Source organism: Pseudomonas sp. B21-012, assembly GCF_024749305.1.
GTDB lineage: Bacteria > Pseudomonadota > Gammaproteobacteria > Pseudomonadales > Pseudomonadaceae > Aquipseudomonas.
In genome coordinates this window covers 5,383,568-5,410,142 of the sequence record NZ_CP087197.1, presented here as the reverse complement: position 1 = coordinate 5,410,142, position 26,575 = coordinate 5,383,568, and the positions used below count along the sequence as shown (strand labels likewise).

The 26,575-nt window shown below is 62.4% G+C and carries 22 protein-coding genes; 12 read left to right on the top strand and 10 right to left on the bottom strand.

Annotation, left to right across the window (positions count from 1 at the left end; translation table 11 throughout):
- Positions 1-101: 101 nt before the first annotated feature.
- The 8 genes from LOY37_RS24905 to LOY37_RS24870 all read right to left on the bottom strand — a co-directional run bounded on the left by LOY37_RS24905 (position 102) and on the right by LOY37_RS24870 (position 9,909).
- Positions 102-2,024, bottom strand: a complete 1,923-nt coding sequence (locus tag LOY37_RS24905; RefSeq protein WP_010221441.1) for a PrkA family serine protein kinase — start codon at positions 2,022-2,024, stop codon at positions 102-104.
- Between the two features lie 281 nt (positions 2,025-2,305).
- Positions 2,306-2,635, bottom strand: a complete 330-nt coding sequence (gene glpE / locus LOY37_RS24900; protein WP_045199281.1) for a thiosulfate sulfurtransferase GlpE — start codon at positions 2,633-2,635, stop codon at positions 2,306-2,308.
- Between the two features lie 14 nt (positions 2,636-2,649).
- Positions 2,650-3,525: a symmetrical bis(5'-nucleosyl)-tetraphosphatase gene (locus LOY37_RS24895; protein WP_258715933.1), complete on the bottom strand. Its 876-nt coding sequence runs from the start codon at positions 3,523-3,525 to the stop codon at positions 2,650-2,652.
- Complete coding sequence (apaG, locus tag LOY37_RS24890; RefSeq protein ID WP_258715932.1) at positions 3,525-3,905, bottom strand: Co2+/Mg2+ efflux protein ApaG; 381 nt, start codon at positions 3,903-3,905, stop codon at positions 3,525-3,527. Before apaG ends, LOY37_RS24895 begins: the two co-directional genes overlap by 1 nt.
- A gap of 104 nt (positions 3,906-4,009) precedes the next feature.
- Complete coding sequence (gene rsmA / locus LOY37_RS24885) at positions 4,010-4,816, bottom strand: 16S rRNA (adenine(1518)-N(6)/adenine(1519)-N(6))-dimethyltransferase RsmA (RefSeq protein WP_045199287.1); 807 nt, start codon at positions 4,814-4,816, stop codon at positions 4,010-4,012.
- On the bottom strand, positions 4,813-5,802 hold the full coding sequence (pdxA, locus tag LOY37_RS24880) for a 4-hydroxythreonine-4-phosphate dehydrogenase PdxA (RefSeq protein ID WP_258715931.1): 990 nt from the start codon (positions 5,800-5,802) through the stop codon (positions 4,813-4,815). Before pdxA ends, rsmA begins: the two co-directional genes overlap by 4 nt.
- Complete coding sequence (locus LOY37_RS24875; protein WP_045199291.1) at positions 5,799-7,118, bottom strand: peptidylprolyl isomerase; 1,320 nt, start codon at positions 7,116-7,118, stop codon at positions 5,799-5,801. The genes pdxA and LOY37_RS24875 overlap by 4 nt, the downstream gene beginning before the upstream one ends.
- Positions 7,099-9,909, bottom strand: coding sequence for an LPS-assembly protein LptD (locus LOY37_RS24870; protein ID WP_258715930.1), 2,811 nt, complete (start codon positions 9,907-9,909; stop codon positions 7,099-7,101). The genes LOY37_RS24875 and LOY37_RS24870 overlap by 20 nt, the downstream gene beginning before the upstream one ends.
- Positions 9,910-10,039: 130 nt before the next feature.
- Here LOY37_RS24870 and LOY37_RS24865 point away from each other — a divergent pair, with 130 nt between their 5' ends.
- Genes LOY37_RS24865 through LOY37_RS24855 form a run of 3 tightly spaced genes read left to right on the top strand, consistent with a single transcriptional unit; the run spans position 10,040 to position 12,499 of the window.
- Positions 10,040-11,065, top strand: a complete 1,026-nt coding sequence (locus LOY37_RS24865; RefSeq protein ID WP_258715929.1) for an aminoglycoside phosphotransferase family protein — start codon at positions 10,040-10,042, stop codon at positions 11,063-11,065.
- On the top strand, positions 11,062-11,733 hold the full coding sequence (gene murU / locus LOY37_RS24860) for an N-acetylmuramate alpha-1-phosphate uridylyltransferase MurU (protein WP_258715928.1): 672 nt from the start codon (positions 11,062-11,064) through the stop codon (positions 11,731-11,733). The genes LOY37_RS24865 and murU overlap by 4 nt, the downstream gene beginning before the upstream one ends.
- 1 nt (position 11,734) lies before the next feature.
- Positions 11,735-12,499, top strand: coding sequence for a DnaJ domain-containing protein (locus LOY37_RS24855; protein ID WP_258717224.1), 765 nt, complete (start codon positions 11,735-11,737; stop codon positions 12,497-12,499).
- Here LOY37_RS24855 and LOY37_RS24850 read toward each other — a convergent pair.
- Positions 12,496-13,500: an alpha/beta hydrolase family protein gene (locus LOY37_RS24850; protein WP_213603098.1), complete on the bottom strand. Its 1,005-nt coding sequence runs from the start codon at positions 13,498-13,500 to the stop codon at positions 12,496-12,498. The genes LOY37_RS24855 and LOY37_RS24850 overlap by 4 nt on opposite strands.
- Before the next feature lie 94 nt (positions 13,501-13,594).
- On the opposite strand from LOY37_RS24850, the gene LOY37_RS24845 reads away from it, so the two are divergent.
- The 9 genes from LOY37_RS24845 (at position 13,595) to trpE (ending at position 24,404) form a co-directional block, all read left to right on the top strand.
- Positions 13,595-15,985: a PAS domain S-box protein gene (locus tag LOY37_RS24845; protein ID WP_258715927.1), complete on the top strand. Its 2,391-nt coding sequence runs from the start codon at positions 13,595-13,597 to the stop codon at positions 15,983-15,985.
- A 9-nt stretch (positions 15,986-15,994) separates the two neighbouring features.
- Positions 15,995-16,624, top strand: coding sequence for a response regulator transcription factor (locus LOY37_RS24840; protein ID WP_093378971.1), 630 nt, complete (start codon positions 15,995-15,997; stop codon positions 16,622-16,624).
- A gap of 259 nt (positions 16,625-16,883) precedes the next feature.
- The gene (locus LOY37_RS24835; RefSeq protein ID WP_038998451.1) at positions 16,884-18,008 is read left to right on the top strand and encodes an ABC transporter ATP-binding protein; all 1,125 of its coding nucleotides are present in this window, start codon (positions 16,884-16,886) and stop codon (positions 18,006-18,008) included.
- A 40-nt stretch (positions 18,009-18,048) separates the two neighbouring features.
- On the top strand, positions 18,049-19,080 hold the full coding sequence (locus tag LOY37_RS24830; protein WP_258715926.1) for an ABC transporter substrate-binding protein: 1,032 nt from the start codon (positions 18,049-18,051) through the stop codon (positions 19,078-19,080).
- 64 nt (positions 19,081-19,144) lie between these two features.
- Entirely contained in the window at positions 19,145-20,392 is a 1,248-nt protein-coding gene (locus tag LOY37_RS24825; RefSeq protein ID WP_045199309.1) for an ABC transporter permease, read from the top strand.
- An 11-nt stretch (positions 20,393-20,403) separates the two neighbouring features.
- Positions 20,404-21,231 (top strand): ABC transporter permease, encoded by an 828-nt coding sequence (locus LOY37_RS24820; protein ID WP_045199311.1) that lies wholly within the window; start codon positions 20,404-20,406, stop codon positions 21,229-21,231.
- A 132-nt stretch (positions 21,232-21,363) separates the two neighbouring features.
- Positions 21,364-22,038, top strand: a complete 675-nt coding sequence (rpe, locus tag LOY37_RS24815) for a ribulose-phosphate 3-epimerase (protein WP_045199313.1) — start codon at positions 21,364-21,366, stop codon at positions 22,036-22,038.
- Positions 22,035-22,853, top strand: a complete 819-nt coding sequence (locus LOY37_RS24810) for a phosphoglycolate phosphatase (RefSeq protein WP_045199315.1) — start codon at positions 22,035-22,037, stop codon at positions 22,851-22,853. The genes rpe and LOY37_RS24810 overlap by 4 nt, the downstream gene beginning before the upstream one ends.
- Positions 22,854-22,922: 69 nt before the next feature.
- A complete protein-coding gene (gene trpE, locus LOY37_RS24805; protein ID WP_258715925.1) occupies positions 22,923-24,404 on the top strand; it encodes an anthranilate synthase component I in 1,482 nt (493 codons plus the stop codon).
- A gap of 47 nt (positions 24,405-24,451) precedes the next feature.
- Here trpE and estP read toward each other — a convergent pair whose 3' ends face one another.
- Positions 24,452-26,371 carry an esterase EstP gene (gene estP / locus LOY37_RS24800; protein ID WP_408980735.1) on the bottom strand — a complete coding sequence of 640 codons (1,920 nt, stop codon included), beginning with the start codon at positions 26,369-26,371 and terminating at the stop codon, positions 24,452-24,454.
- Positions 26,372-26,575 lie beyond the last annotated feature (204 nt).

Below are 26,575 nucleotides of genomic sequence, written 5' to 3'. Positions count from 1 at the left end.
TGTAAGCTTCAAGCTTCAAGTTGGATCACCGCTGCCCCCGCAAGCCGACACGTATTTGACCTACGTGCGCGACTTGCAAATGACAGCTTGCAGCTTGGCGCTTATTGCGATTTTCTGACTCGCAGGTACCATTCCGAGAGCAGCCGAACTTGCTTGTCTGTGTAACCGCGTTCCACCATTCGGGTGACGAAGTCGTTGTGCTTTTGTTGATCCTCTTTGCTGGCCTTGGCGTTGAAGCTGATGACCGGCAGCAGGTCCTCGGTGTTGGAGAACATTTTCTTCTCGATCACCACCCGCAGTTTTTCGTAGCTGAGCCAGGTCGGGTTCTTGCCGTTGTTGTTGGCCCGGGCGCGCAACACGAAGTTGACGATTTCGTTGCGGAAATCCTTCGGATTGCTGATGCCGGCCGGCTTCTCGATCTTCTCCAGCTCTTCGTTGAGGGCGATGCGGTTGAGGATCTCGCCGGTTTCCGGGTCGCGATACTCCTGGTCCTGAATCCAGAAGTCGGCATACAGCACGTAACGGTCGAAGATGTTTTGCCCGTACTCGCTGTAGGACTCCAGGTAAGCGGTCTGGATTTCCTTGCCGATGAACTCGATGTAGCGCGGTGCCAGGTACTCTTTGAGGTAGCGCAGGTAGCGTTCGCGCACTTCGGCCGGGAACTGTTCCTGTTCGATTTGCTGCTCCAGCACATACAGCAGGTGCACCGGGTTGGCGGCAATTTCGTGAGGGTCGAAGTTGAACACCTTGGAGAGGATCTTGAAGGCGAAGCGGGTCGACAGGCCGTTCATGCCTTCGTCCACTCCAGCGGCGTCGCGGTACTCCTGGATCGACTTGGCCTTGGGATCGGTGTCCTTGAGGTTTTCGCCGTCGTACACCCGCATTTTCGAGTAGATGTTCGAGTTTTCCGGCTCTTTGAGCCGTGACAGCACGGTGAACTGGGCGAGCATCTTCAGGGTGTCTGGCGCGCAATGGGCCTTGGCCAGCGAGCTGTTGAACAGCAGCTTGTCGTAGATCTTGATCTCGTCGCTGACCCTCAGGCAGTACGGCACCTTGACGATGTAGATACGGTCGATGAAGGCTTCGTTGTTCTTGTTGTTGCGGAAACTGTGCCATTCCGATTCGTTGGAGTGGGCCAGCAGGATCCCGGAGTAGGGGATCGCCCCAAGGCCTTCGGTACTGTTGTAGTTACCTTCCTGGGTTGCCGTGAGCAGCGGGTGCAGGACTTTGATTGGCGCCTTGAACATCTCGACGAATTCCATCAGGCCCTGGTTGGCCCGGCACAGTGCGCCCGAGTAGCTGTAGGCGTCGGCGTCGTTCTGCGGATATTCCTCGAGTTTGCGGATGTCGACCTTGCCGACCAGGGCGGAAATGTCCTGGTTGTTTTCATCACCCGGTTCGGTTTTGGCCACGGCAATCTGGTTGAGGATCGACGGGTAGAGTTTGACCACTTTGAACTGGCTGATGTCGCCCCCGAACTCGGCCAGTCGCTTGGTCGCCCAGGGCGACATGATGGTGTTCAGGTAGCGTCGTGGAATGCCGAAGTCTTCTTCGAGAATGGCGCCGTCTTCAGCGGCGTTGAACAGCCCCAGGGGCGATTCGAACACCGGTGAGCCCTTGATGGCATAGAAGGGCACCTTCTCCATCAATTGTTTGAGCTTTTCGGCCAAGGACGATTTACCACCGCCCACCGGGCCCAGCAGGTAAAGGATCTGTTTCTTCTCTTCCAGGCCTTGGGCGGCATGGCGGAAATACGACACGATCTGGTCGATGCACTCTTCCATGCCATGGAAGTCTTCAAAGGCCGGATAACGGCGGATCACCTTGTTGGAGAAAATGCGCGACAGCCTTGAGTTGTTCGAGGTGTCGACCAGTTCCGGCTCGCCGATAGCCATCAACAGGCGTTCGGCCGCCGACGCATAAGCGCTGCGATCGCTTTTGCAGAGCTCAAGGTACTCTTGCAGCGAAAGTTCTTCCTGACGGGTGGACTCGAAACGTTGTTGGAAGTGGCTAAAAATACTCATGACGTCACCTCGCTCGATACGTGGAGCCGACGCCGGATCAGTCAGCTGATGCTGGCATGCAATCGACACCGCCGATTGCTGTATACCCCCCAGAACACCTAGAACTCGCTACCGATGACCCGCACGCCGGTGTACCGGCTCTCCCCTTTTTGGATGGCCTGCGCTTAAGGATAGTTCGTTATCGGGGAGGTCAAGGGCGGTTGTACATGAAGTTCGCCATGACCGTTCGTCTGGCCAGGCGCGAGCCCGCACAGGACGCGGGCTGCGAGAGATGAAAAAAATTATTCGGCAGTGCCTTGGGCGGTTTCTGCAGGGTAGGTGCCACGCCACAGCTCGAAGCCGCCGTCGAGGCTGTAGACGTCGGAAAAGCCCTGGCTGATCAGGTAGGCGGCAGCGCTCTGGCTGGAGTTACCGTGATAGCAGACCACTACGGTGGGGGCATCGAGATCGGCAGTGCGGATGAAGTCCGCTACCGAGTGATTGTCCAGGTGGCTTGCGCCGGTAATGTGGCCGGCGGCAAAGGCTTGCGGGTCGCGAATATCGACCACGACCGCACCTTGCTCGCGCAGCGCCTGGGCCTGCTCGGGAGGGATGCGTTTGAATTCGCTCATGGGTACGGTTTCCTTCAGGACTGGTCGTTCATTCTAGCCGGTTGTGCGGACGCAGGCTGCGTGCGCGGGGTGCCTTGCTCGGTGCATTCACAGCGCTGCAATGCGCCGGTATCGACGTTGTACAGGGTCATCGCGCCACCCCAGACGCAGCCGGTGTCCAGGGCGATCACCCCGGGCTCCTTGCAACGCCCTTCAAGGGCGGCCCAATGGCCGAAGATGATTTTCACATGCCTTGAGCGGCGGCCCTTGTGGGCGAACCAGGGCTTGTAGCCGGGCGGGGCGGTGTCGGCGCCTTCCTTGCCTTTGAGGTCGAGCTTGCCTTCGCTGGTGCAAAAGCGCATGCGGGTGAAGTAGTTGGTGATCACCCGCAGGCGGGTGACGCCGCTCAGGTCCTTGCTCCACTTGTTCGGCTCGTTGCCGTACATGCCATCGAGGTAGGGCTTGAAGCGATTGTCGTCGCGCAGCGCTTCCTCAACTTCGCCTGCCAGCTCCAGGGCCTTGCCCAGGGTCCACTGCGGCGGGATGCCGGCGTGCACCAGCACTACGCCGCGCTGCTCGTCGTAATGCAGCAGCTTTTGCCGGCGCAGCCAGTCGAGCAGTTCGCCAGCATCTGGCGCATCGAGAATTTCGCGCAGGGTGTCGCTTTTTTTCAGGCGCTCGATGTTGTGCCAGGCGGCCAGCAGGTGCAAGTCATGGTTGCCCAGTACGCACACCAGCGATTCGCGGATGGAATAAAGGAAGCGCAAGGTTTCCAGTGATTCCGGGCCGCGGTTGACCAGATCGCCGACCAGCCACAGGCGGTCGACCTCTGGATCGAAGTTCACCCGTTCGAGCAGGCACTTGAGCGGCTGCAGGCAGCCTTGCAGGTCTCCGACTGCGTATACCGCCATCAGTGCAGGGCTCCGGGGACGGCGAGGCGGAAGGGGGCAATGACGGCGTCGAAACGCTTACCGTCCTCGGCAAACATCTGATAGCTGCCCTGCATGGTGCCGACTTTGGTGCTGATCACCGCGCCGCTGCTGTAGGTGTGGCTTTGCCCGGGTTCAATGGTCGGTTGCTGGCCGATCACACCGGCGCCCTTGACCTCTTCGACATGGCCATCACCGTTGGTGATCAGCCAGTGTCGTGACATCAGCTTGGCGGTCACAGAGCCATTGTTCTTCACCGTAATGGTATAGGCGAAGGCGAAACGGTCGTTTTCGGGGTCGGATTGTTCTTTGAGAAAGCGGGTCACGACGCTGACGTCGATCTGGTAACGGGGATCAGACATGCAAGGGGCCTTGGCAACAGACGCGGATACGGCGATGGCGTCAGTCTAGGCTATCGGCGGGGTAGCCGGCCAGTCATGCGGGCATGACTGGCCTATGGCGCAGGTTACGCGGCGCCCTGTTGCTCGGCCAGCTTGTCGGCCAGGCGCACGAAGGCGGCGAGGTCGAGTTGCTCGGGGCGCAGGCTGCCATCGACGCCGGCAGCTTCAATGGCGTCGCTGCTGAGCAGGGCCTTGAGGGTATTGCGCAGGGTTTTGCGGCGCTGGTTGAAGGCTTCGCGAACGATGCGTTCGAGCAGGCGATGGTCCTTGGCCGGGAACGGCAGGGTTTCGTGTGGCACCAGGCGCACGATCGCCGAATCGACCTTGGGCGGCGGGTTGAACGCGCCGGGACCGACGTTGAACAGGTGTTCGACCCGGCAGTGGTACTGCACCATGATCGACAGGCGGCCCCAGTCGCCACCGCCAGGGCCTGCGGCCAGGCGCTCGACCACTTCCTTCTGCAGCATGAAATGCATGTCGCGGATCAGCTCGGCGTTGGCCAGCAGGTGGAAGATCAGTGGCGTCGAGATGTTATACGGCAGGTTGCCGACCACGCGCAGGCTGTGGGGGGCAGCGCCGAGGGTGGTGAAGTCGAACTTCAGTGCATCGCCCTGGTGCAGGCGAAAGTTGTCGCGGTTAGCGAACTGCTGGTTGAGGATCGGTACCAGGTCCTTGTCCAGCTCGACCACGTCCAGCTGCGCGCCGCTGGCGAGCAGGCCGGAGGTCAGGGCGCCCTGGCCAGGGCCGATTTCCAGCATGCGCTCGCCGGCCTTGGCGTGGATCGAGCGCAGGATGCGGTCGATGACCCCGGCGTCGTGCAGGAAGTTCTGGCCAAAGCGCTTGCGCGCCTTGTGTTGGTATTGCTCGGTCATTTTCGGGTCTCGGCCATCTGGTAGGCGGTTTCCAGGGCGACCTGCAGGCTGCCGGTGTCGATCTTGCCGCTGCCGGCCAGGTCCAGGGCGGTGCCGTGGTCGACCGAGGTGCGGATGATCGGCAGGCCCAGGGTCACGTTGACCGCAGCGCCGAAGCCTTTGTACTTGAGCACGGGCAGGCCCTGGTCGTGGTACATCGCCAGCACTGCATCGCAGTGCTCCAGATATTTGGGGGTAAACAGGGTGTCGGCGGGCAACGGGCCGCGAAGGTCCATGCCTTCGCTGCGCAGGCGCGCCAATGTCGGTTCGATGGTGTCTATTTCTTCGTGGCCCAGGTGGCCACCCTCGCCGGCATGCGGGTTGAGGCCGCAGACCAGGATGCGCGGGTTGGCTATGCCGAACTTGTGTTGCAGGTCAGCATGCAGGATCCGCGTGACGCGCTCCAGACGCTCGCTGGTGATGGCATCGGCAACCTCACGCAGCGGCAGGTGCGTGGTCACCAGGGCCACGCGCAGGCCGCGGGTCGCCAGCATCATCACCACTTGCGCGGTGTTGGTCAGGTCGGCGAGAAACTCGGTGTGCCCGGAAAAGGCGATACCGCTTTCGTTGATCACACCCTTGTGCACCGGTGCGGTGATCATCCCGGCGAAATACCCGTCCAGGCAGCCTTGCCCGGCGCGGGTCAGGGTTTGCAGGACGAATGCGGCGTTGGCTTTGTCCAGCTGGCCGGCGACCACCGGGTTTTGCAGCGGCGTGTCCCAGACATACAAGCTGCCTGCCGGAGCGGGCTGGTCGGGGAGGGCGTCGAGGCTCACCGGCAGCAGCGTGACGGCCACGCCCAGCTGCGTGGCCCGCTCGGCGAGCAGGTCACGGCTGGTAATGGCAATCAGGGGGTGCGGCTGGGATTGCGTGGCGAGCAGCAGGCACAGGTCAGGACCTATGCCGGCCGGCTCGCCGGGTGTGAGGGCGAAGCGCTGCGGTTTCACTGCGCGGCCTGATCGGCGCCAGGAAGCTTGATTTCGACGTAGGCTTCGTCACGGATCTGACGCAGCCAGGTCTGCAGTTCTTCATCGTACTTGCGGTTACGCAGTACGTTCATCGCTTGTTGCTCGCGGGCCTGTTCGGTGCTGTCGGTGGCGCGGCGGCCCAGCACTTCGAGCACGTGCCAGCCATACTGGGTCTTGAATGGCTTGGTCACCTGGCCCTGTTGGGCGTTGGCCATTTCTTCGCGGAACTCTGGCACCAGGGCGCTTGGATCGATCCAGTTGAGATCGCCGCCATTGAGTGCCGAGCCAGGGTCTTCGGAGAAGCTCTTGGCCAGCGTGGCGAAATCTTCACCATTCTGGATGCGGTCATACAGCCGTTGTGCCAGTTCCTTGGTCGCCGCTTCGCTGCGAATCTCGCTTGGCTTGATCAGGATGTGGCGGACATGCACTTCGTCGCGCATGGTGGCACCACCGCCGCCGCGTTTTTCCTGCATCTTGATGATGAGGAAACCGGTAGGAATACGCAGTGGCTGAGTCACGTCGCCGACGCTCAGGCTGCTGAGCAGCTTGGCGAGCTCTGGGGGCAACTGGCCGGCTTTACGCCAGCCCATTTCACCGCCTTCCAGGGCGTTCTCGCTGGCGGAGCTGGCGATTGCCATCTGGCCGAAGTCGGCACCGCTTTTCAGGCGCGAGTAGACCTCACCAGCCTTTTGCGCGGCCGCCTGGATCTGCGCCGAGTTGGCGCTTTCCGGGGTCGGGATGAGGATATTGGCCAGGCGCCATTCTTCCGACAGTTGCATCTGGCCTTGCTCCGAGGCGAGGAAGTTCTTCACTTCCTGCTCAGAGACCTGGATGCGCTCGGCAACCCGGCGCTGGCGCACACGGCTGATGATCATCTCGCGACGAACCTGCTCGCGGGCATCTTCGTACGACAGGCCGTCATGGGCCAAAGCGGCGCGGAACTGTTCCAGGTTCATGCCATTGCGCTGAGCAATGGTGCCGATGGCCTGGTTCAGTTCTTCGTCGGTGATGCGGATGCCCGAGCGATCGCCGATCTGCAGTTGCAGGTTCTCGACGATCAGGCGCTCGAGCACCTGTTGGTCCAGGACACCGGCAGGCGGCACCTGGCCGCCACGCTTGGCGATGGTCTGCTGGACTTCGCGTACGCGGCTGTCCAGCTGGCTTTTCATCACCACGTCGTTGTCGACGATGGCCACAACGCTGTCCAGAGGTTGCACGGCGGCGTGCGCCGTGCCGGTCAGCAATACTGCGCCCAGCAACAGCGGGCGCAGACAATCAGTAAGCTTGGTCTTCACGAGTACGATAACCTTGAATGCCCTGGTCGAGGAAAGACTCGACCTTGTTGCCCACTACGCCGCCGAGGCCTTTCAGCACAATCTGCAGGAAGACGCCGTGGTCGCCTTTTTCGTTTTGCGGAATTGCCTGGCTGTAATCGTCGTAATCGATCCAGTAACGGTTGATCAGACGCAGCTTCCAGCAGCAGTTGTCATATTCGAAACCACCGAAGGCTTCCAGCGTGCGGTTGCGGTTGTAGTCATGCTGCCAGCGCGCGATCGCGGTCCACTGCGGAACGATCGGCCACATGACCGAGAAGTCATGCTGCTGGATCTTGTAGTAGTCCTTGATGTAGTTCGCGTCACCCGGCTGGCCATAGTCGCCACCACCTACCTGCCAGCGACCAGTGGCGCTGTTGTAGATGACCATGTCGTTGCGGTAGCGGTAACCGAGGTTGACCACCTTGTTGACGTTGTCTTCAGGCTGGTAATGGAACATCGCGCTGCCCGAACGGGTGCTGCGGCTGTCCGGATCCCAGTTGAAATCGGAATTGAAGCGCCAGTCACGATTGAAGCGGTATTCGTATTCCAGTGCGTACGGGGAAACGTCCGACTGTGCGTCCTGACGGTCCTTGTAGGCAATGCCAGGCAACTGAACCTTGCGGTCCTTGAAGTACAGGGCCTGGCCAACGCTCAGGCGCTGACGTTCAAAGCCGTTCTCTTCGATCCAGCGGTTGGTCACGCCCAGCGACAGCTTGTTCTCGTCGCCGATACGGTCGTTGCCGCTGAAACGGTTGTCGCGAAACAGCGAGGCGTAGTTGAAGGTGTACTCGCTGGTGTCGAAGACCGGGATGTCCATCTGGTTCTTGTACGGGACGTACAGGTAGTACAGACGTGGTTCCAGGGTCTGGGTGTAGTTCTTGCCGAACCACTGGGTGTTACGGTCGAAGTACAGGCCGCTGTCGACGCTGACGATCGGTACATCGCGATCCTGCGAAGAGTTGAACCGGCCGAATTCGCGCGGCTGGCCTGGTGCCTGGGCCTTGCCCTGACTGTCGAGGTCGAGGTCATAGTGGGTGTAGGCGTACTTCAGCGATGGCCGCACATAACCATAGCTTGCTTCCATCGGCAGGCTGATGGTCGGCGCCAGGTGCAGGCGAGTGCCGTTGGCCCGGGCCAGACCTGTGATGTTCTGGTCGATGCGGCCACCGTCAGCGCGAACGCTGGTATCGAGCTTGCCGTCCTTGTCGAAGACAGTGCCGTTCTTCAGATCACGCTCGAAGCGTACAGCCTCGGATTCGTAGGTGAAGTTCATCCCGCCCGGGTGGTAAGGCAGCATGCCGTTGAAAGTGACCTGCGGCAGGCGGTCATACGGGGTGATCTGCGAAATGGTCGCCAGCTCGAAAGCCTGCACGTTCAGCCGCGCGGTGTAGGTATCGCCGCGATAGGTCAACGCACCTTGCTGATTGACGAAGTCCCGGCTTTCGACACCGATCTGATCCGATTCCAGGTCCTGGAAGTAGAACGGGTCGCTGAAGTCGGTGTAGTCGACTTCAGTCATCAGGCGCTCGTCGAGGCCGCCCTTGTGCTGCCAGTTGACCATCCAGCGCTGATCTTTGTAGTCCGTCTGCAGCTTGCGGTCATCATCCTTGTCATTCAGGTAGGCACCACCGAACTGTCCTTCGCTGGACTTGGTCAGGTAGCGGAACTCGCCTTCCATCAACATGCCGCGCTTGGCCATGTAGCGTGGATACAAGGTGGCGTCGTAGTTTGGCGCCAGGTTGAAATAGTACGGCGTGACCAGCATGAAGCCGGTATCGCTGCTGGTGCTGAACGACGGCGGCAGGAAACCGGACTGGCGGCGGTCATCGATCGGGAAGTAGATGTACGGTGTGTAGAACACCGGGAAATCCTTGACCCGCAGGGTGACGTTGGTCGCGGTACCGAAGCCGGTGGCCGGGTTCAGGGTAATGTTGTTGCCTTTGAGCTGCCAGGCGTTGCTGTTCGGCTCACAGGTGGTGTAGGTACCATCCTTGAGGCGGATGATGGCGTTTTCTGCACGCTTGGCGTACAGGGCGCTGCCGCGGATGCGCGATTTGTGCATCACGTATTCGGCGTTATCGACCTTGGCTTCACCGGTGTCGAGCTGGATGTCGGCGTGATCGCCGACCACCAACGAACCGTTGTCGCGAATCTTCACATTGCCGCTCAGCTCACCACGGTTCTCGGCCTGGTACAGGTTGGCCTCGTCGGCCTCGACCTGCATGCTGCCCTGGCGCATGACTACGTCACCGGCGAGGGTGGCGATCTGCTGCTCCTGCTGGTAGCGCGAAACCTTGGCACCGATGAAGGTCGGCGACTCGTCTTTGGGCGTGGTGTCGGTCATGCCCGGACGGGTCGGCTCGATGTAGGCACCGGCGCAGTAAGGCCCGGTTTCGGCGAGCTGGGCTGGGGTGAGCTGGTCACGAGGGACCCAATCCAGATGGCTGGCATCGGGGCTACGGGATTTCAGCACGCGGCCTTTGGCTTCGGTGACCAGCACCGGACCTTGAGCCTGCTCCTGGGCGACCTCGCCGGAGCCGGCTGGCGTTTCACCGGACGAGCTGGCGGCCGCCCCGGCGTGCACCGGGCGCGGCGGCAGTGCGGCGGCAGGGGTTTTGGGCTTGCAGTCCCAGCCTCCGGCAGCAGACACTTGGCAGTCGAACTGCTCTGCGGCAACCACGTATGGGGTGGCCAGAGGTTGCATCGCCAGCAAACCGCCGGTGACCAGCAACGGGAATTTTTTACGAAACGCGGGGGATTTCAATGCCATCTTATTAGTCCGGGCTTCCTGCGTGCCATCTGCCCGCGTGTGGGGCCGCACGCCTCTCGATGGTCTGAAAAAGATGCTGGATAATAAAGCATGACCCGCTTGACGGCTAGGGCCGTCGGAGACCCTTGTAATGCCCGATCACGATGTACGCTTGCAACACCTGAATGTCTGGCTCGCCGAGCAGCTGGCAAATCTGTTCCATAAACAGGGCTGGGGCACGGTTCCCGCGGGTAGCCTGACCGCCGCCAGCAGCGATGCGAGCTTTCGCCGCTACTTCCGCTGGCAGGCCGAAGGCCACAGCTTTATTGTCATGGATGCGCCACCACCGCAGGAAAACTGCCGGCCATTCGTTGATATTGCCCACTTGCTGGCCACGGCCGAGGTCAATGTTCCGGTCATTCATGCCCAGGACCTTGAACGTGGTTTCCTGTTGCTCAGCGACCTGGGCACCCAGACCTACCTCGATGTGATCAACGCCGAGAACGCCGATGGCCTGTTCAACGACGCCATTGATGCGCTGCTGGCCTTCCAGCAGTTGCCGATGAACGCGCCGCTGCCAAGCTACGACGTGGCCCTGTTGCGCCGCGAGCTTGAGCTGTTCCCCGAGTGGTACGTCGGCCGTGAACTGGGCCTGGGCTTTACCGATGCGCAACTGGCCGCCTGGCAGCGTATCAGCAGCCTGTTGATCGACAGCGCCCTGGCCCAGCCAAAGGTGCTGGTGCACCGCGACTATATGCCACGCAACCTGATGGACAGCAAGCCAAACCCCGGCGTGCTGGACTTCCAGGACGCGGTGTACGGGCCGGTCACCTATGACATCACCTGCCTGTTCAAGGATGCCTTCCTGAGCTGGCCGCAGGCACGCGTGCAGGGCTGGCTCGAGGATTACTGGCAGCGCGCCCAGGCCAAGGGCATCCCGGTGCAGGCCGAGTTCGAGGACTTCCACCGCGCCAGCGACCTGATGGGCGTGCAGCGTCACCTCAAGGTCATCGGCATCTTTGCGCGCATCTGCCACCGCGACGGCAAGCCGCGTTACCTGGCCGATGTACCGCGCTTCTTTGCCTATATAGATGAAGTGATCGCGCGCAGGCCGGAGCTGGCCGAACTCGATGAACTGATCGAGAGCCTGCAGGCCGCAGCCGGAGCGCGTCCATGAAAGCGATGATTCTTGCTGCAGGCAAAGGCGAGCGCATGCGCCCGCTGACCCTGCACACCCCCAAGCCGCTGGTGCCGGTGGCAGGTATGCCGCTGATCGAGTACCACCTGCGTGCGTTGGCAGCGGCCGGCCTCAAGGATGTGGTAATCAATCACGCCTGGCTCGGGCAGCAGATCGAAGATCACCTGGGCGATGGTTCGCGCTGGGGCCTGAACATCAGTTACTCACCCGAAGGCGAGCCGCTGGAGACCGGCGGCGGCATCTTCAAGGCCCTGCCGTTGCTGGGCGATGAGCCTTTTGTGTTGGTCAATGGCGATATCTGGACCGAGTACGACTTCGCCGGCTTGCCGAAGCATCTCGACGGCCTGGCCCACCTGGTGCTGGTGGATAACCCTGGTCATCATGGCAAGGGTGACTTCTGTCTGGATAAAGGCCAGGTCAGCGATGCTAACGCCGATGCTGACACCCTGACCTACAGCGGTATCGCCGTCCTCGCCCCACAGCTGTTCGCCGACTGCCAGGCCGGCGCCTTCAAGCTGGCGCCGTTGCTGCGCCAGGCGATGACGGCCGGGCAGGTCAGTGGTGAGCATTTCAGCGGGCACTGGGTGGATGTCGGCACCCTGGAGCGGCTGGCCGAAGTCGAGCAACTGCTCGCTGAGCGCCGCTGATATGTTGTGGCCGAGCACAGTGATAGGTGCCGGAGCAGGCTTTGCCATCGCCAGTATTCCCGGGGCGTTGTTGGGGGCGTTGCTGGGCCAGGCGATGGACCGCCGTTTGCAGTTGCACAGTTGGGCGCATCTGCGTGAACGCCTGGGTGGGCGGCCGGTGCTGCGTGACGACGAGGTACTGTTCGTCCTGCTTGGGCGCCTGGCCAAGAGCGACGGACGGGTGGTCGATGGCCATATCCAGCAGGCACGGGTGGAGATGCAGCGCCTGGAAATGAGCGAGCCGGCCAGGCGCCGCGCCATCGCCGCGTTTAATCGTGGCAAGGCTGGCAAGGAGCGCCTGGGTGTTCATCTGCGCCGCCTCAAGCAACAGCCGCATGCCGCCGAAGGCATGTTGCGCGCATGCTGGCGCATGGTCTGGGCTGATGGCCAGGCTGGCCGGCATGAATGCGAGCTGCTGCTGGCGTGGGGCCAGGCCCTTGGCTGGTCGGCAGCCAAGGGCCAGGCCCTGGCGCTGGACTATGAGCCGCAAAAGGCTGTGCTGGCCGATGGCACGCTGGGTTATCCACAAGCCTTGCGCATGCTTGGGGTCAGCGCCGACAGCGAAGCCGGGCAGATCAAACAAGCCTACCGGCGCCTGCTCAGCCGTCATCATCCGGACAAGCTGGTGGGCAATGGCGCAAGCCCCGCGCAGGTTCGCGAGGCCACCGAACGAACCCGCGAACTGCATCAGGCCTACGCCGTCATCCGTAAACGCCGTGGCTTCTAGTCGAGTTTTTCCGGGCTGAGCCAGCCGCGGATGCGGCGGAACAATTGCTCCTGTTCCGCCGCGCTGTTGCCTGGCATGGCGGTCAGGCTGACCTGCCGGTAGTTGGCGTCCTTCAAGCGTTTACTGGCTTGCAGGCGCTGCTCGGCGGCGCGCCTGGCCTGGGGCAGGGTGGCGTAGAAGAAGTCTGCGGTGGCTACCTTGAGGTTCGGCGCCAGGCTGTCCAGGCTCTGTTCGGCCTGGGCTGGCGTCTGCGCGGCGACCATTACCAGCTTCTGCACCTGGGCCGGTTGCCGTTCGCTCAGGTAACGCGCTGCCCAGTAGGCGCCGCTGCCGTTGCCGAGCAGGACAATGCTGCGGGCGTTCTGTTGCTGAGCATAGGCAACGGCCGCATCGAGGCGGGCGAAGATGCGTTCGGCATCGGCCTTGTCATCGTCGACCGGCGCCTTCGCTTGTTCGATACTTTCGCTGTTCTCGCTTTCGGCTGCCGTGGCCTGCTCGATACTGGCGTTGGCATTGGCCGGGGTGTCCTTGGCCGGTGCGCTTTCGCCTGGCTCGGCCTTTTTTTCCACTGCCGGGGGTACTTCGACGCGCGCCTGCGGGGCGCTGGCAAGCAAATCCGGCTGGGCCAGGCTCAGGCTGTGCCAACCGGCATCGGGAAACTTGCGCCGCAGCGGGCCGACGGTTTTCGGCCAGTCGGCATTTTCGCCAGCACCGGCAAGAATGATCAGGGCGCCTTCGGGTTCGGCAGTGTTGGCCGGTTTCCACAGGGCCAGGAAGCTGTCGCTGCCAGCCTGCAGGGTTTGCTGTTCGGCTGCAGGAACCTGGCGTTCCAGGGCCTGGGCGTCTTCCTGGCTGCGTTCGGCCAGCGGTTGGCGTTCGACTGCGGCAGGTTTGCTGTCGGCAGCCGCTTCTGGCGTTTCGCCAGCGGCTGCTTGTGCGGTACAAGGTAGTATCAGTGACAGGCATAACGCCGGCAGCGTCGTGCGATAAAGTGCGAACATGGATCGATCCAGGCCAGATTAATACCGGCAGCCTAATAGTATTTGCTCAGGACGGCCATGCTCGGTGGCCGTCCTACCCTTGATGAGAGTGCAGATGAAGCTTTTGCGCTGCCTGTTGCTTATCGGCTGTTTTTGCCTGCCCTTGATCACAGGGGCAGCTTCGCCTGCCACGCCTGCGCAGGTTGTGCTGGAGCCGGCTCAGCAGCAATGGCTTGAGCAACACCGCAGCCTGCGCGTCGGGCTGGTGTTGCAGGCACCTTTTGCCCAGTTCGACCGGCGCCTGCAGCAGCTCTATGGGGTCAACGTCGAGCTGATGAACTGGCTTGGCCGTTCGCTGGGGCTGGACCTTACCTGGCGCAACTTTACCGATCAGGCTGCCCTTGAGCATGCGCTGCAGGCCGGCGAAGTCGATCTGGCCCCAGGTCTGACCCAGACACCTGCCAGCCTGCGCCTATGGTTGTTCAGCGATCCCTACATGCGCGTGCCGCAATTGATTGTCGGCCCGCGTACTGGCGCGGTGGCGGTTGATCTGGAGAAGCTCGCCAGTACCGATCGGGTCGCCGTGCGCATGCCCAGCACTGTCGCCGACTACCTGCGTGCCACCTACACCAACCTCAACCTGCAAGGCGTGCCTCAGGAGCGCCAGGCGTTGCAGCTGGTGCTCAGCGAACAGGCGCGGTTTGCCGTGGTAGATGAAGCGCAGTTGAGCCGTCTGTCTCGGGAAAGTGAATTCAGCGAGCTGGTGGTGGTCGGTGATATCGGCCTGCCGCAGTTGCTGCGGGTCGGCTCGCGCCGGGACTGGCCGGAGCTGGCCGAGATTCTTGAGCGCGGCCTGCAGGCCGTTCCGGCCAAGGACCTGGAGCAACTCCACCAGCGCTGGCTGGAGCCTAAATACCCGCGCCTGAGCGAATCCCCGGGCTTTTGGCAGAACCTGGGGCTGTTGCTGGCGGCGCTGCTGCTCAGTTGCGTGGCCATCGTCATTTGGCAGCGTCGGCAACTACAGCAGCTCGAGTACAGTCTATTGGCCACCCGCGACACCCTGGCCCAGCGCCAGGCCCGCGAAGAAGCCTTGCGCCTGAGCCAGTTTTCCATCGACCAGAGCACCGTGGGCATTCTCTGGGTCAACTGGGACAGCCATGTGCGCTATGCCAACCGGGCCGCCGAAAGCATGCTCGGTTACCCCTCGGGGGCGCTGATCGATCGGCCGCTGATTGATTTCGAGCCGAACCTGCACATGGACCGCTGGCTCGATCTGTGGAAGCGTGCCCGTGCCAGCGATGAAGCCCCGCAGCATTTTGAAACCCGGTGCCTGCGTGCCGATCGCAGCCTGCTGCCGGTGGATGTGTCGCTGAGCTTTCTGCGCTTTCGTGATGCCGAATACCTGGTGGTGTTTCTTGCCGATGTCACCGAACGCAGGCGCGCCCTGGCGGCGCTGCGCGAGAGCGAGGCACGGCTCAAGGGTATTGCCGGCAACGTACCCGGCCTGGTGTTTCGCCTTGAACGCAACCCGGCCGAAGGCGAGCTGGAGTTCCCCTACATCAGTGAAGGCAGTGAAGCCCTGGTGGGCTATGCGCCTGCGGCGTTGCAGCATCCGGACATGGGCCTGCGCAACCTGGTGCACCCTGACGACCGCGCCGATTACCACCGGGTCCAGGACCTGGCCCTGGCCACTGACAGCGACTGGTCCTGGCAAGGGCGGATCCTGACCCGCCAGGGCGAGCAGCGCTGGGCCGACATCAAGGCCAGTACCCGCACCCTGGCGGATGGCCGGGTGGTCTGGGACGGAGTGGTCTGGGACATCAGCCAGAGCAAGCGCGTCGAGCTCGAGCTGGCCCGTTCACAGGAGCAACTGCGCGAACTGTCGGCGCACCTGGAAAGCGTTCGCGAGGAAGAAAAAGCCCGTATTGCCCGGGAAGTGCACGATGAGCTGGGACAGATGCTCACGGTGCTCAAGCTTGAAACATCCATGTGCGAACTGGCCTACGCCGAACTGGACCCCGGCCTCAACGAGCGCCTGGGCAGCATGAAGCGCCTGATCGCCCAGCTGTTCCAGCTGGTGCGCGATGTGGCCACCGCCTTGCGCCCGCCGATCCTCGATGCCGGCATTGCTTCGGCCATCGAGTGGCAGGCCCGGCGTTTCGAGGCGCGCACGCAGATCCCCTGCCTGGTGCAGGTACCGGAGAATCTGCCACCCTTGAGTGATGCCAAGGCCATTGGCCTGTTCCGCATCCTGCAAGAGGCGCTGACCAATGTCATGCGCCATGCCCAGGCGCATACTGTGCAGATCAGCCTGAGCCTCGATGGCCAGACCCTGCGCCTGACGGTGATCGATGATGGCGTAGGGTTTGTCCTCGAGCAAAGTCGGCCAACGTCCTTTGGCCTGGTCGGTATGCGTGAGCGGGTGCTGATGCTCGGTGGCAGCATGACCCTGGAAAGCGAGCCGGGCGAGGGCACCAGCCTGAGCGTGGCCATCCCCCTGGATTAGGAGCATTGCGTGATTCGAGTACTGGTTGCCGAAGACCACACCATTGTCCGTGAAGGCATCAAGCAGTTGATCGGCCTGGCCAAGGACATGCAGGTAGCGGGGGAGGCCGGCAATGGCGAACAGCTGCTGGAAACCTTGCGCCATACCGAGTGTGAGGTGGTGCTGCTGGATATTTCCATGCCCGGGGTCAATGGCCTGGAGGCGATCCCGCGGATTCGCGCCTTGAACAACCCACCGGCGATCCTGGTGCTGTCGATGCACGACGAAGCGCAGATGGCAGCGCGGGCGCTGAAAGTCGGCGCTGCCGGCTACGCCACCAAGGACAGTGATCCGGCATTGCTGCTCACCGCGATTCGTCGGGTCGCCGGTGGCGGGCGTTACATCGACCCGGACCTGGCTGACCGCATGGTCTTCGAGGTCGGCCTCACCGATGCCCGGCCGCTGCATTCATTGCTGTCTGAGCGCGAATTCTCGGTGTTCGAGCGCCTGGCCCAGGGCGCTAACGTCAACGATATTGCCCAGCAACTGGCGCTGAGCAACAAGACCATCAGCACCCACAAGGCGCGGCTGATGCAGAAGCTCAACGTCACCTCGCTGGCGGAGCTGGTGAAGTACGCGATGGAGCACAAGCTGTTGTGAGTGTTCCAGAAGCGACATTGCGCTGAGCTCATCGCGGGTCAAGCCCGCTCCTACAAAGTAGGGATCTGTAGGAGCGGGCTTGACCCGCGATAGCATTGAACCTGCCATGCACATATCCAAAAACGCCACTCTTGTAGGGCAATCCCTACCCCAACCCTTCCATCCTGCTGATATCAATCTCTCTCCACCGCCGATTTGCGCCGCTTGCCGCCTTCACTAGGCTTTGGATACAGCAGTCATCCAACAAAAAGGTGCGGGTATGAGTGAGGTGAATTCGAGCGCTGCAACCGGCGAAGTGCTGGTCAGCTTCCGTGGTGTGCAGAAGAGCTACGACGGCGAATCGCTGATCGTCAAAGACCTCAACCTGGATATCCGCAAGGGTGAGTTTCTCACCTTGCTCGGCCCGTCCGGTTCCGGCAAGACCACCAGCCTGATGATGCTCGCCGGCTTCGAAACGCCGACTGCAGGCGAGATCCAGCTGGCTGGCCGTTCGATCAACAACGTGCCGCCGCACAAGCGCGACATCGGCATGGTGTTCCAGAACTACGCGCTGTTTCCGCACATGACCGTGGCTGAGAACCTGGCCTTCCCCTTGAGCGTGCGCAACCTGAGCAAGACCGACATCAGCGAACGGGTCAAGCGCGTGCTCAACATGGTCCAGCTCGACGCTTTCGCCCAGCGTTACCCCGGCCAGCTTTCCGGTGGCCAGCAGCAACGGGTAGCCTTGGCCCGGGCGCTGGTGTTCGAGCCGCAACTGGTACTGATGGATGAACCGCTGGGCGCCCTCGACAAGCAACTGCGCGAACACATGCAGATGGAGATCAAGCACCTGCACCAGCGCCTGGGCGTCACTGTGGTCTATGTGACCCACGACCAGGGCGAAGCGCTGACCATGTCCGACCGCGTCGCGGTATTCCACCAGGGCGAGATCCAGCAGATCGCCGACCCGCGCACCCTGTATGAAGAGCCGAAAAACACCTTCGTCGCCAACTTCATCGGCGAAAACAACCGCATCAATGGCCGCTTGCTCAGCCACGATGGCGAGCGTTGCCAGGTGCTGCTGCCGCGCGGCGAGAAGGTCGAGGCGCTGGCGGTCAATGTCGGCCAGGCCGGCGAGCCGGTAACCCTGTCGATCCGCCCCGAGCGCGTGCGCCTCAACGGCCACAGCGAAAGCTGCGTCAACCGTTTCTCCGGGCGCGTGGCCGAATTCATCTACCTGGGCGACCACGTGCGGGTACGCCTGGAAGTCTGCGGCAAGGCCGATTTCTTCGTGAAGCAGCCGATTGCCGAACTCGACCCGGCCCTGGCCGTGGGCGATGTGGTACCGCTTGGCTGGCAGGTGGAGCACGCCCGCGCGCTCGATCCTCTGCTGGAAGCCAATTGAAGGTTTGCTTCACCAACCCTGTTCTGTGGAGAGAATAATAATGCTCAAGCACTTGAAGTTGACCGCCCTGACCCTGGGCCTGTTTGCGGCAAGCCAGGCCATGGCGGCCGACCTGACCGTGATTTCCTTCGGCGGCGCCAACAAGGCGGCCCAGGTCAAGGCGTTCTACGAGCCATGGGAGAAGGCGGGCAAGGGCAAGATCGTCGCTGGCGAGTACAACGGTGAAATGGCCAAGGTCAAAGCCATGGTCGACACCAAGAGCGTGTCGTGGAACCTGGTGGAGGTCGAATCGCCGGAGCTGGCCCGTGGTTGCGACGAGGGTATGTTCGAAGAACTTGATCCTGCGCTGTTCGGTAACGAGTCCGACTATGTTCCCGGCGCTATCCAGCCGTGCGGTGTCGGCTTCTTCGTCTGGTCCACGGTCATGGCCTACAACGCCGATAAGCTGAAGACTGCGCCGACCAGTTGGGCGGATTTCTGGGACACCAAGCAGTTCCCAGGCAAGCGCGGCCTGCGCAAAGGCGCCAAGTACACCCTCGAGTTCGCCCTGATGGCCGACGGTGTTGCGCCCAAGGACGTTTACAAGGTACTCGCCACCAAGGAAGGCCAGGACCGCGCCTTCAAGAAACTCGACGAACTCAAGCCGAGCATCCAGTGGTGGGAAGCCGGTGCCCAGCCGCCGCAGTACCTGGCCTCGGGTGACGTAGTCATGAGCTCGGCCTACAACGGCCGGATTGCCGCGGTGCAAAAAGAGAGCAACCTGAAAGTCGTATGGAACGGCGGTATCTACGACTTCGACGCCTGGGCCATCCCCAAAGGCGCCAAGGATGTTGAAGAGGCAAAGAAATTCATCGCCTATTCGGTCCAGCCTGAACAGCAGAAGACCTACTCCGAGAACATCGCCTACGGCCCGGCCAACTCCAAGGCCGTCGCGCTGCTGTCCGACGAGATCAAGAAAGACATGCCGACCACCCCGGAAAACATTGCCAACCAGGTGCAGATCGACGTGGCGTTCTGGGCCGACAACAGCGAGCAGCTGGAGCAACGCTTCAACGCCTGGGCTGCCAAGTAAGGGCTGCTGATGGGGCGTCGGCTTGCCGCCGGCGCTCCTTGTTCTCAAGATTTCGGAGTTCGCTATGGCCATCGCAGTGCCCCTGAATGAAGGCGCCGGTTCCAACCTCAAGCAGCGTCTCAAGCGTGCCGAGCGGGTCAACCGCTGGAAGGCGCAAGCGCTGATCGCACCGCTGGCGCTGTTTCTGCTGCTGGTGTTCCTCGTGCCGATTGCCGCGCTGTTGTACAAGAGCGTGGGCAACCCGGAAGTGGTCGGCGGATTGCCGCTGACTGTGACGGCTGTGGCCGAGTGGGACGGCAAGGGCCTGCCAGGGGAGGCGGTATATAAGGCGCTAAGCGAAGACCTCGCGCAAGCACGCAAGAACCAGACCCTGGGCGATACCTCCAAGCGTCTGAACATGGAGCTGGCCGGCTATCGCAGCCTGCTGGCCAAGACCGCGCGAGCGTTGCCGTTCAAGACCGAGCCGGCTTCCTATAAAGAAGCCCTGCAGGAACTGGACGAGCGCTGGGGCGATCCGGCCTACTGGCAGGCGATCCGCCGTAACACCAGTAGCGTCACCCCGTTCTACCTGCTGGCGGCCCTGGACCATCGTATCGATGACCTCGGCGAGCTGGCCAAGGCCACCCCGGACCAGGCCATTTACCTGGACATCTTCACCCGTACCCTGTGGATGGGCTTCGTCATCACAGCCATCTGCCTGGTGCTGGCCTATCCGCTGGCCTACCTGCTGGCCAACCTGCCGACCCGGCAGAGCAACCTGCTGATGATTCTGGTGCTGCTGCCGTTCTGGACCTCGATCCTGGTGCGGGTCGCGGCCTGGATCGTGCTGCTGCAATCGGGCGGGCTGATCAACAGCGCGCTGATGGCCATGGGCATCATCGACAAACCGCTGGAACTGGTGTTCAACCGCACCGGGGTGTACATCTCCATGGTGCACATTCTGCTGCCGTTCATGATCCTGCCGATCTACAGCGTGATGAAGGGCATTTCGCCCACCTACATGCGTGCGGCGATATCCCTGGGCTGTCATCCGTTTGCCAGCTTCTGGCGCGTGTACTTCCCGCAAACCTACGCCGGCGTAGGCGCGGGCTGCCTGTTGGTGTTCATCCTCGCCATCGGCTACTACATCACCCCGGCGCTGCTCGGCAGCCCCAACGACCAGATGGTCAGCTACTTCGTGGCCTTCTACACCAACACCAGCATCAACTGGGGCATGGCGACCGCGCTGGGCGGCCTGCTGTTGCTGGCCACCGTGCTGCTTTACCTGATCTATAGCTGGCTGGTCGGCGCCAGCCGCCTGCGCCTGAGCTGAGGAGCGTTGTCATGCTGAGCCCCTACATGTCGCCCGTCGAGCGGGTCTGGTTCTACAGCTTGCGCATCCTTTGCGGGCTGATCCTGTTGTTCCTGGTGTTGCCGGTGCTGGTGATCATTCCGCTGTCGTTCAACTCCGGCAGCTTCCTGGTCTACCCGCTGCAGGGCTTTTCGCTGCAGTGGTACCACGACTTCTTCGCCTCCGCCGAGTGGATGCGCGCGCTGAAGAACAGCATCATCGTTGCCCCGGCGGCCACGGTGCTGGCGATGATCTTCGGCACCCTGGCTTCGATCGGCCTGACCCGCGGTGATTTCCCCGGCAAGTCGCTGATCATGGCCCTGGTGATTTCGCCCATGGTGGTGCCGGTGGTGATCATCGGTGTGGCCAGCTACCTGTTCTTTGCCCCGCTGGGCATGGGCAACAGCTTTATCTCGTTGATCCTGGTGCATGCGGTGTTGGGTGTGCCGTTCGTCATCATCACCGTTTCGGCGACCCTGCAGGGCTTCAACCATAACCTGGTGCGTGCCGCCGCCAGCCTGGGCGCCTCGCCGCTGACCACCTTCCGGCGGGTGACCCTGCCGCTGATTGCCCCGGGGGTGATCTCCGGGGCGCTGTTCGCTTTTGCCACGTCTTTTGACGAGGTGGTGGTCACCCTGTTCCTCGCCGGCCCCGAGCAGGCGACCCTGCCACGGCAGATGTTCAGCGGCATTCGCGAGAACCTCAGCCCAACCATCGCCGCCGCTGCAACCTTGCTGATTGCCTTCTCGGTGGTGCTGTTGCTGACCCTGGAGTGGTTGCGTGGGCGCAGCGAGAAGCTGCGTACCCAGCAGCCGGGTTGAGATCGTTCGCGGGGCGAGTCGAGTCGACTTGCCCCGCGATGAGCACCCGTCGACCGCCTTGATACCGGTCAGCCCCTGAGCGTTTGCCTGAGGTACAATGCGCGCCACTGTGATTCTGCCTACAGGTGCGCCATGCAGCCCTACGCTATTGCCCCCTCGATTCTTTCTGCCGACTTCGCCCGCCTCGGCGAGGAAGTCGACAACGTCCTGGCCGCGGGTGCCGACATCGTTCACTTCGATGTAATGGACAACCATTACGTGCCCAACCTGACCATCGGCCCGATGGTCTGCACCGCCCTGCGCAAGTACGGCATCACCGCACCGATCGACGTGCATTTGATGGTCAGCCCGGTCGACCGCATTATCGGTGACTTCATCGAAGCCGGCGCCAGCTACATTACCTTCCATCCGGAAGCCACCCTGCACATCGATCGTTCGCTACAGTTGATTCGCGACGGCGGTTGCAAGGCCGGCCTGGTATTCAACCCGGCGACTCCGCTCGACACCCTCAAGTACGTGATGGACAAGGTCGACATGATCCTGTTGATGAGCGTCAACCCAGGCTTTGGTGGCCAGAAATTCATCCCCGGCACCCTCGACAAGCTGCGCGAAGCCCGCGCGCTGATCGACGCCAGCGGCCGTGATATCCGCCTGGAAATCGACGGTGGCGTCAACGTCGGCAACATCCGTGAAATCGCTGCTGCTGGCGCCGACACCTTCGTCGCCGGTTCGGCGATCTTCAACACCCCGGACTACCGTGAGGTGATTGCCAAGATGCACGCCGAACTGGCCCTGGCCCGCCCATGAGTGGCTTCGAGCAGCTGTTCCCCGGCGCCCTGCCCAAACTGGTGATGTTTGATCTGGACGGTACCCTGATCGATTCGGTACCGGACCTGGCAGCGGCGGTGGATAACATGCTGCTCGCAATGGGCCGCCCGCCCGCTGGCCTTGAGGCGGTACGCCACTGGGTCGGCAATGGTGCGCCGGTGCTGGTGCGCCGCGCGCTGGCCGGTGGCATCGAGCATGGCGCAGTGGATGACGACGAAGCCGAACGGGGCCTGGAGCTGTTCATGCAGGCCTACGCCGAAAGCCATGAGCTGACGGTGGTCTACCCCGGCGTGCGCGACACCCTCAAGTGGTTGCACAAGCAGGGCGTGGAAATGGCTCTGATCACCAACAAGCCCGAGCGCTTCGTTGCACCCTTGCTTGACCAGATGAAAATCGGCCGTTATTTCCGCTGGATCATCGGCGGCGACACCCTGCCGCAGAAAAAGCCCGATCCGGCTGCCTTGCTGTTCGTGATGAAAATGGCCAGCGTCGAGCCCGAGCAGGCGCTGTTCGTTGGCGACTCGCGCAGCGACGTGCTGGCGGCCAAGGCTGCCGGGGTCAAATGCGTTGGCCTGACCTATGGCTACAACCATGGCCGGCCGATCAGCGAAGAGGCGCCGTGCCTGGTCATCGACGACCTGCGCGCGCTGTTGCCTGGTTGCTTAGATCCGGCCACTGGGATAACGTTGGCGGACGTTCAATCCCCCTCAGATCGAGATTCCATCGTGGCGGTTATCGGCAAACTCTGGATGAAAGTCATCAAGGCCCTGGCCCGCTGGCGTTGGCGCGCCTGACTGCTATCCGCCGGCCCACGCCGGCCTGCTTGCCTGCCTGACCCATCTGCTGCTTGCCACGAGGCTATCATGACCCGCGAAGAATTCCTGCGCCTGGCCGCTGCCGGCTACAACCGCATTCCCCTGGCCTGCGAGACCCTGGCCGACTTCGACACGCCGCTGTCGATCTACCTGAAACTGGCTGACCACGCCAACTCCTACCTGCTCGAATCGGTGCAGGGCGGCGAGAAGTGGGGGCGTTACTCGATCATCGGTCTGCCGTGCCGCACCGTGTTGCGTGTGCACGATCACCAGGTGCGGATCACCCATGATGGTGAACTGGTCGAGCAGCATGAAGTGGAAGATCCGCTGGCCTTCGTCGAAGCCTTCAAGGAGCGCTACCAGGTGCCGACCATCGCCGGCCTGCCGCGCTTCAACGGCGGCCTGGTCGGCTACTTCGGTTATGACTGCGTGCGTTATGTCGAGCGGCGCCTGGGCAAGTGCCCGAACCCTGATCCGCTGGGCGTGCCGGACATCTTGCTGATGGTCTCCGATGCCGTGGTGGTGTTCGACAACCTGGCCGGCAAGATGCACGCCATTGTCCTCGCCGATCCGGCTGAACAAGACGCTTACGAAAACGGCCTGGCCCGGCTCGAAGGCCTGCTTGAGCAACTGCGCCAGCCTATCGCCCCGCGTCGCGGCCTCGATCTGGGTGGGCCGCTGCCGGCAGAACCTGAGTTCCGCTCAAGCTTTACCCAGAGCGACTACGAACGTGCGGTCGATACCATCAAGGAATACATCCTCGCTGGCGACTGCATGCAGGTGGTACCGTCGCAGCGTATGTCCATCGACTTCAAGGCCGCGCCGATCGACCTGTACCGGGCGCTGCGCTGCTTCAACCCGACGCCATACATGTACTTCTTCAACTTCGGCGACTTCCACGTAGTGGGCAGCTCGCCGGAAGTGCTGGTGCGGGTCGAAGACAACCTGGTCACCGTGCGCCCGATCGCCGGTACCCGCCCACGCGGCGCCACCGAAGAGGCTGATCGCGCGCTGGAAGAAGACTTGCTGTCTGACGACAAGGAAATCGCCGAGCACCTGATGCTCATCGATCTGGGCCGCAACGACGCTGGCCGGGTGTCGGAAACCGGCTCGGTCAAAGTCACCGAGAAGATGGTGATCGAGCGTTATTCCAACGTCATGCACATTGTGTCCAACGTCACCGGCGAGCTGAAGCAGGGCTTGAGCGCCATGGATGCCCTGCGTGCCATCCTGCCGGCGGGCACCTTGTCCGGCGCGCCGAAAATCCGCGCCATGGAAATCATCGACGAGCTGGAGCCGGTCAAGCGTGGCGTCTACGGTGGTGCGGTGGGGTATTTTGCCTGGAACGGCAACATGGACACCGCAATTGCCATCCGTACCGCGGTGATCAAGGACGGCGAGCTGCACGTGCAGGCCGGTGGCGGTATCGTTGCCGATTCGGTGCCAGCGCTCGAGTGGGAAGAAACCATCAACAAGCGCCGGGCGATGTTCCGTGCGGTGGCGCTGGCCGAGCAGTCGCCGCGTAGCTGAGCCTGATCCACGGCGCCTGTTGGTAGCAGGCGCCGTGTTCCCCCTCTCTAGAACTCCAAGCTTAATGCCAGGTTGATCCCCTGCTGGGTCAGCTCGTCGCTTTTGCGCCAGTTGTAACTGCCGCGCAGGGCCAGGCCGGGTGCGAGGGTCTGACTCACGCCCAGGGCCGCCCGATTCAGATTGCTCTGCGGGGTGTAGCCGGTCAGGGTGAAATCGTTGCCCTGCAGACTGTTGAGGTGGAGGGTCAGGTCCTGCTGGTCGTCTTCGAACTCGTGTTCGTGAGCGACTTCGGCGAACAGCAAGGTACTGGGCCCGGCCTGGTACTTGCCCTGCAGGCCCAGGCCCAGGCGCCGCGATTCGCGGTCCTGATCGTCAAAGCTCAGGGCAGTGGCGCGGGTGCCTTTCTCCGAATAGCCATCGACTTTCACCCGTGCATAGTCGGCGCTGACAAACGGCGACAGGCTCCACCGGCTGCCGGGCGCTGCCAGGTCATAACCCAGGCGTGCGGCGAAGGCCCACAGTTCGCCATCGGTATCACCTTTCTCGCTGCGATCATTTACCCCCAGGGCGAAGGTGCGCTTCAAGTCGCTGTAGTCCAGGTGCCCGCCGGTCAGGGCGGCATCGGCCCACCACTGGTTCTGCTGGAACTGCACGAAAGCGGTGGCCAGGTAGCTGTCGAGCTTGTAGTCGGAGTCTTGCTCGCCGGCTTCGAGCTTTTGCTGGTAAACGCCGGTGGCCACGCCAATACGCCAGGCCTCGTCCAGACGATAGCTGCCGCCCAGGGTCAGGTTATAGCCATGGCCGTCGGCGCTGGCCGAACTGCGCTGGCTGTCGATATCCAGGTTCTGCCCCCCGGCGGCTACGATGGCCTGCCATTGGCCAACCGGCTGCCAGCGGCCTTGCCATTGGTTGCGCAGTTCATCCTGGTGCGCGCGCAGGCTGGCGTGGGCCATTTCTGGTAACAGCGTCAGCTCCCAAGGGGCGGAAAGAATCGAAAACGCGTAGTCGGCGATCAGCTCCTGCCCAGCACTGGTGGGGTGGACCGAATCGTTGAACAGCAGCTTGCTCGGGTCGGGCGTGGCGCCGTTGATGCCGTAGGTTGCGTTCTGCACACAGCCATTACCGCTGAAACAGGTACCGACCAGGTTCTGCCCGCTGGCCAGGCCGAACTGCGTCGGAGCAGCCAGGGCTTCCTGGAGCAGCAACGGCACATTGAGCGGAATAACTTGTGCATCAATCTGGCTCAGCTGGCCGACCAGTTGCTGGTTGAAGATACTGCTCAACTGCGAAGCCGGGCCCTGCATCGGCGTGCCGTTGATGGCCGGAGTCAGGCCCAGGTCGGGCAGCAGCCAGACCATGATGTACTGCGCGCCACCCTGTTGCAGGGCCTGGGCGCTGGCGGCCAGGCGATTGGCGGCAGCTGCGGCGGTTGCCGGGCTGGTGATCTGGCCCTGGAGGAAGTCGTTGCCGCCACCGGTCAGGTAGTAAAGCGCGTTGGGGTCGGCGCGCAGACCACCGGCCAGATAGCCCGGGCGTTCGCGCAGCACGGTGCCGGCGCCGGGGTTGCCCGGTGGAATGATCACGTCGGAAGTACCGGTGATCGAGTCGAGAATCTGGTCGGTACGGTAACCACCCACTGCCCAGTTGTTGCCGTCCGGGCGACCCAGCGCGGCATTGACTGGCGAGGTCGAAGCGCCCAGGTCGGCAGCAGCAACACCCAGCTGGGCACCGAGCAGCATGGGCGAAACCGCGCCGAAGGCTTCGCCGTTGGCGTATGTTGGCCCGACCCGATTGGTAAAGCGCTGGGTGGAACCCGCCGGGCCATTGCTGTCGGGGAACTGCCCGGCATCGGCAAGGCTGTCGCCGAAGACGATCAGAGTTGAGTAAGGGGAGGGGGCGGCATGGACGCTGGAGCAGGCCAGGGCCAGCAGCGAGAATGCACAAGGCAACAGGGAGCGCGCGTTCAACATCGCAAAGATCCTTTTTCGTTGTTGTTATCGGATGACGCCTTACGACGTTAGCAAAACATTCCGCGCGTCTTCCATCGCTAAAGCGTTTCGGCATGCCACCGTCATATTGCGTGGACCGCGCCGGTACGCTACTGTGCGGGAACGTATGAACGAGACCTACCCCGTGTTGATCGTCAGCAAACTCTTGATGCGCGTTATCAA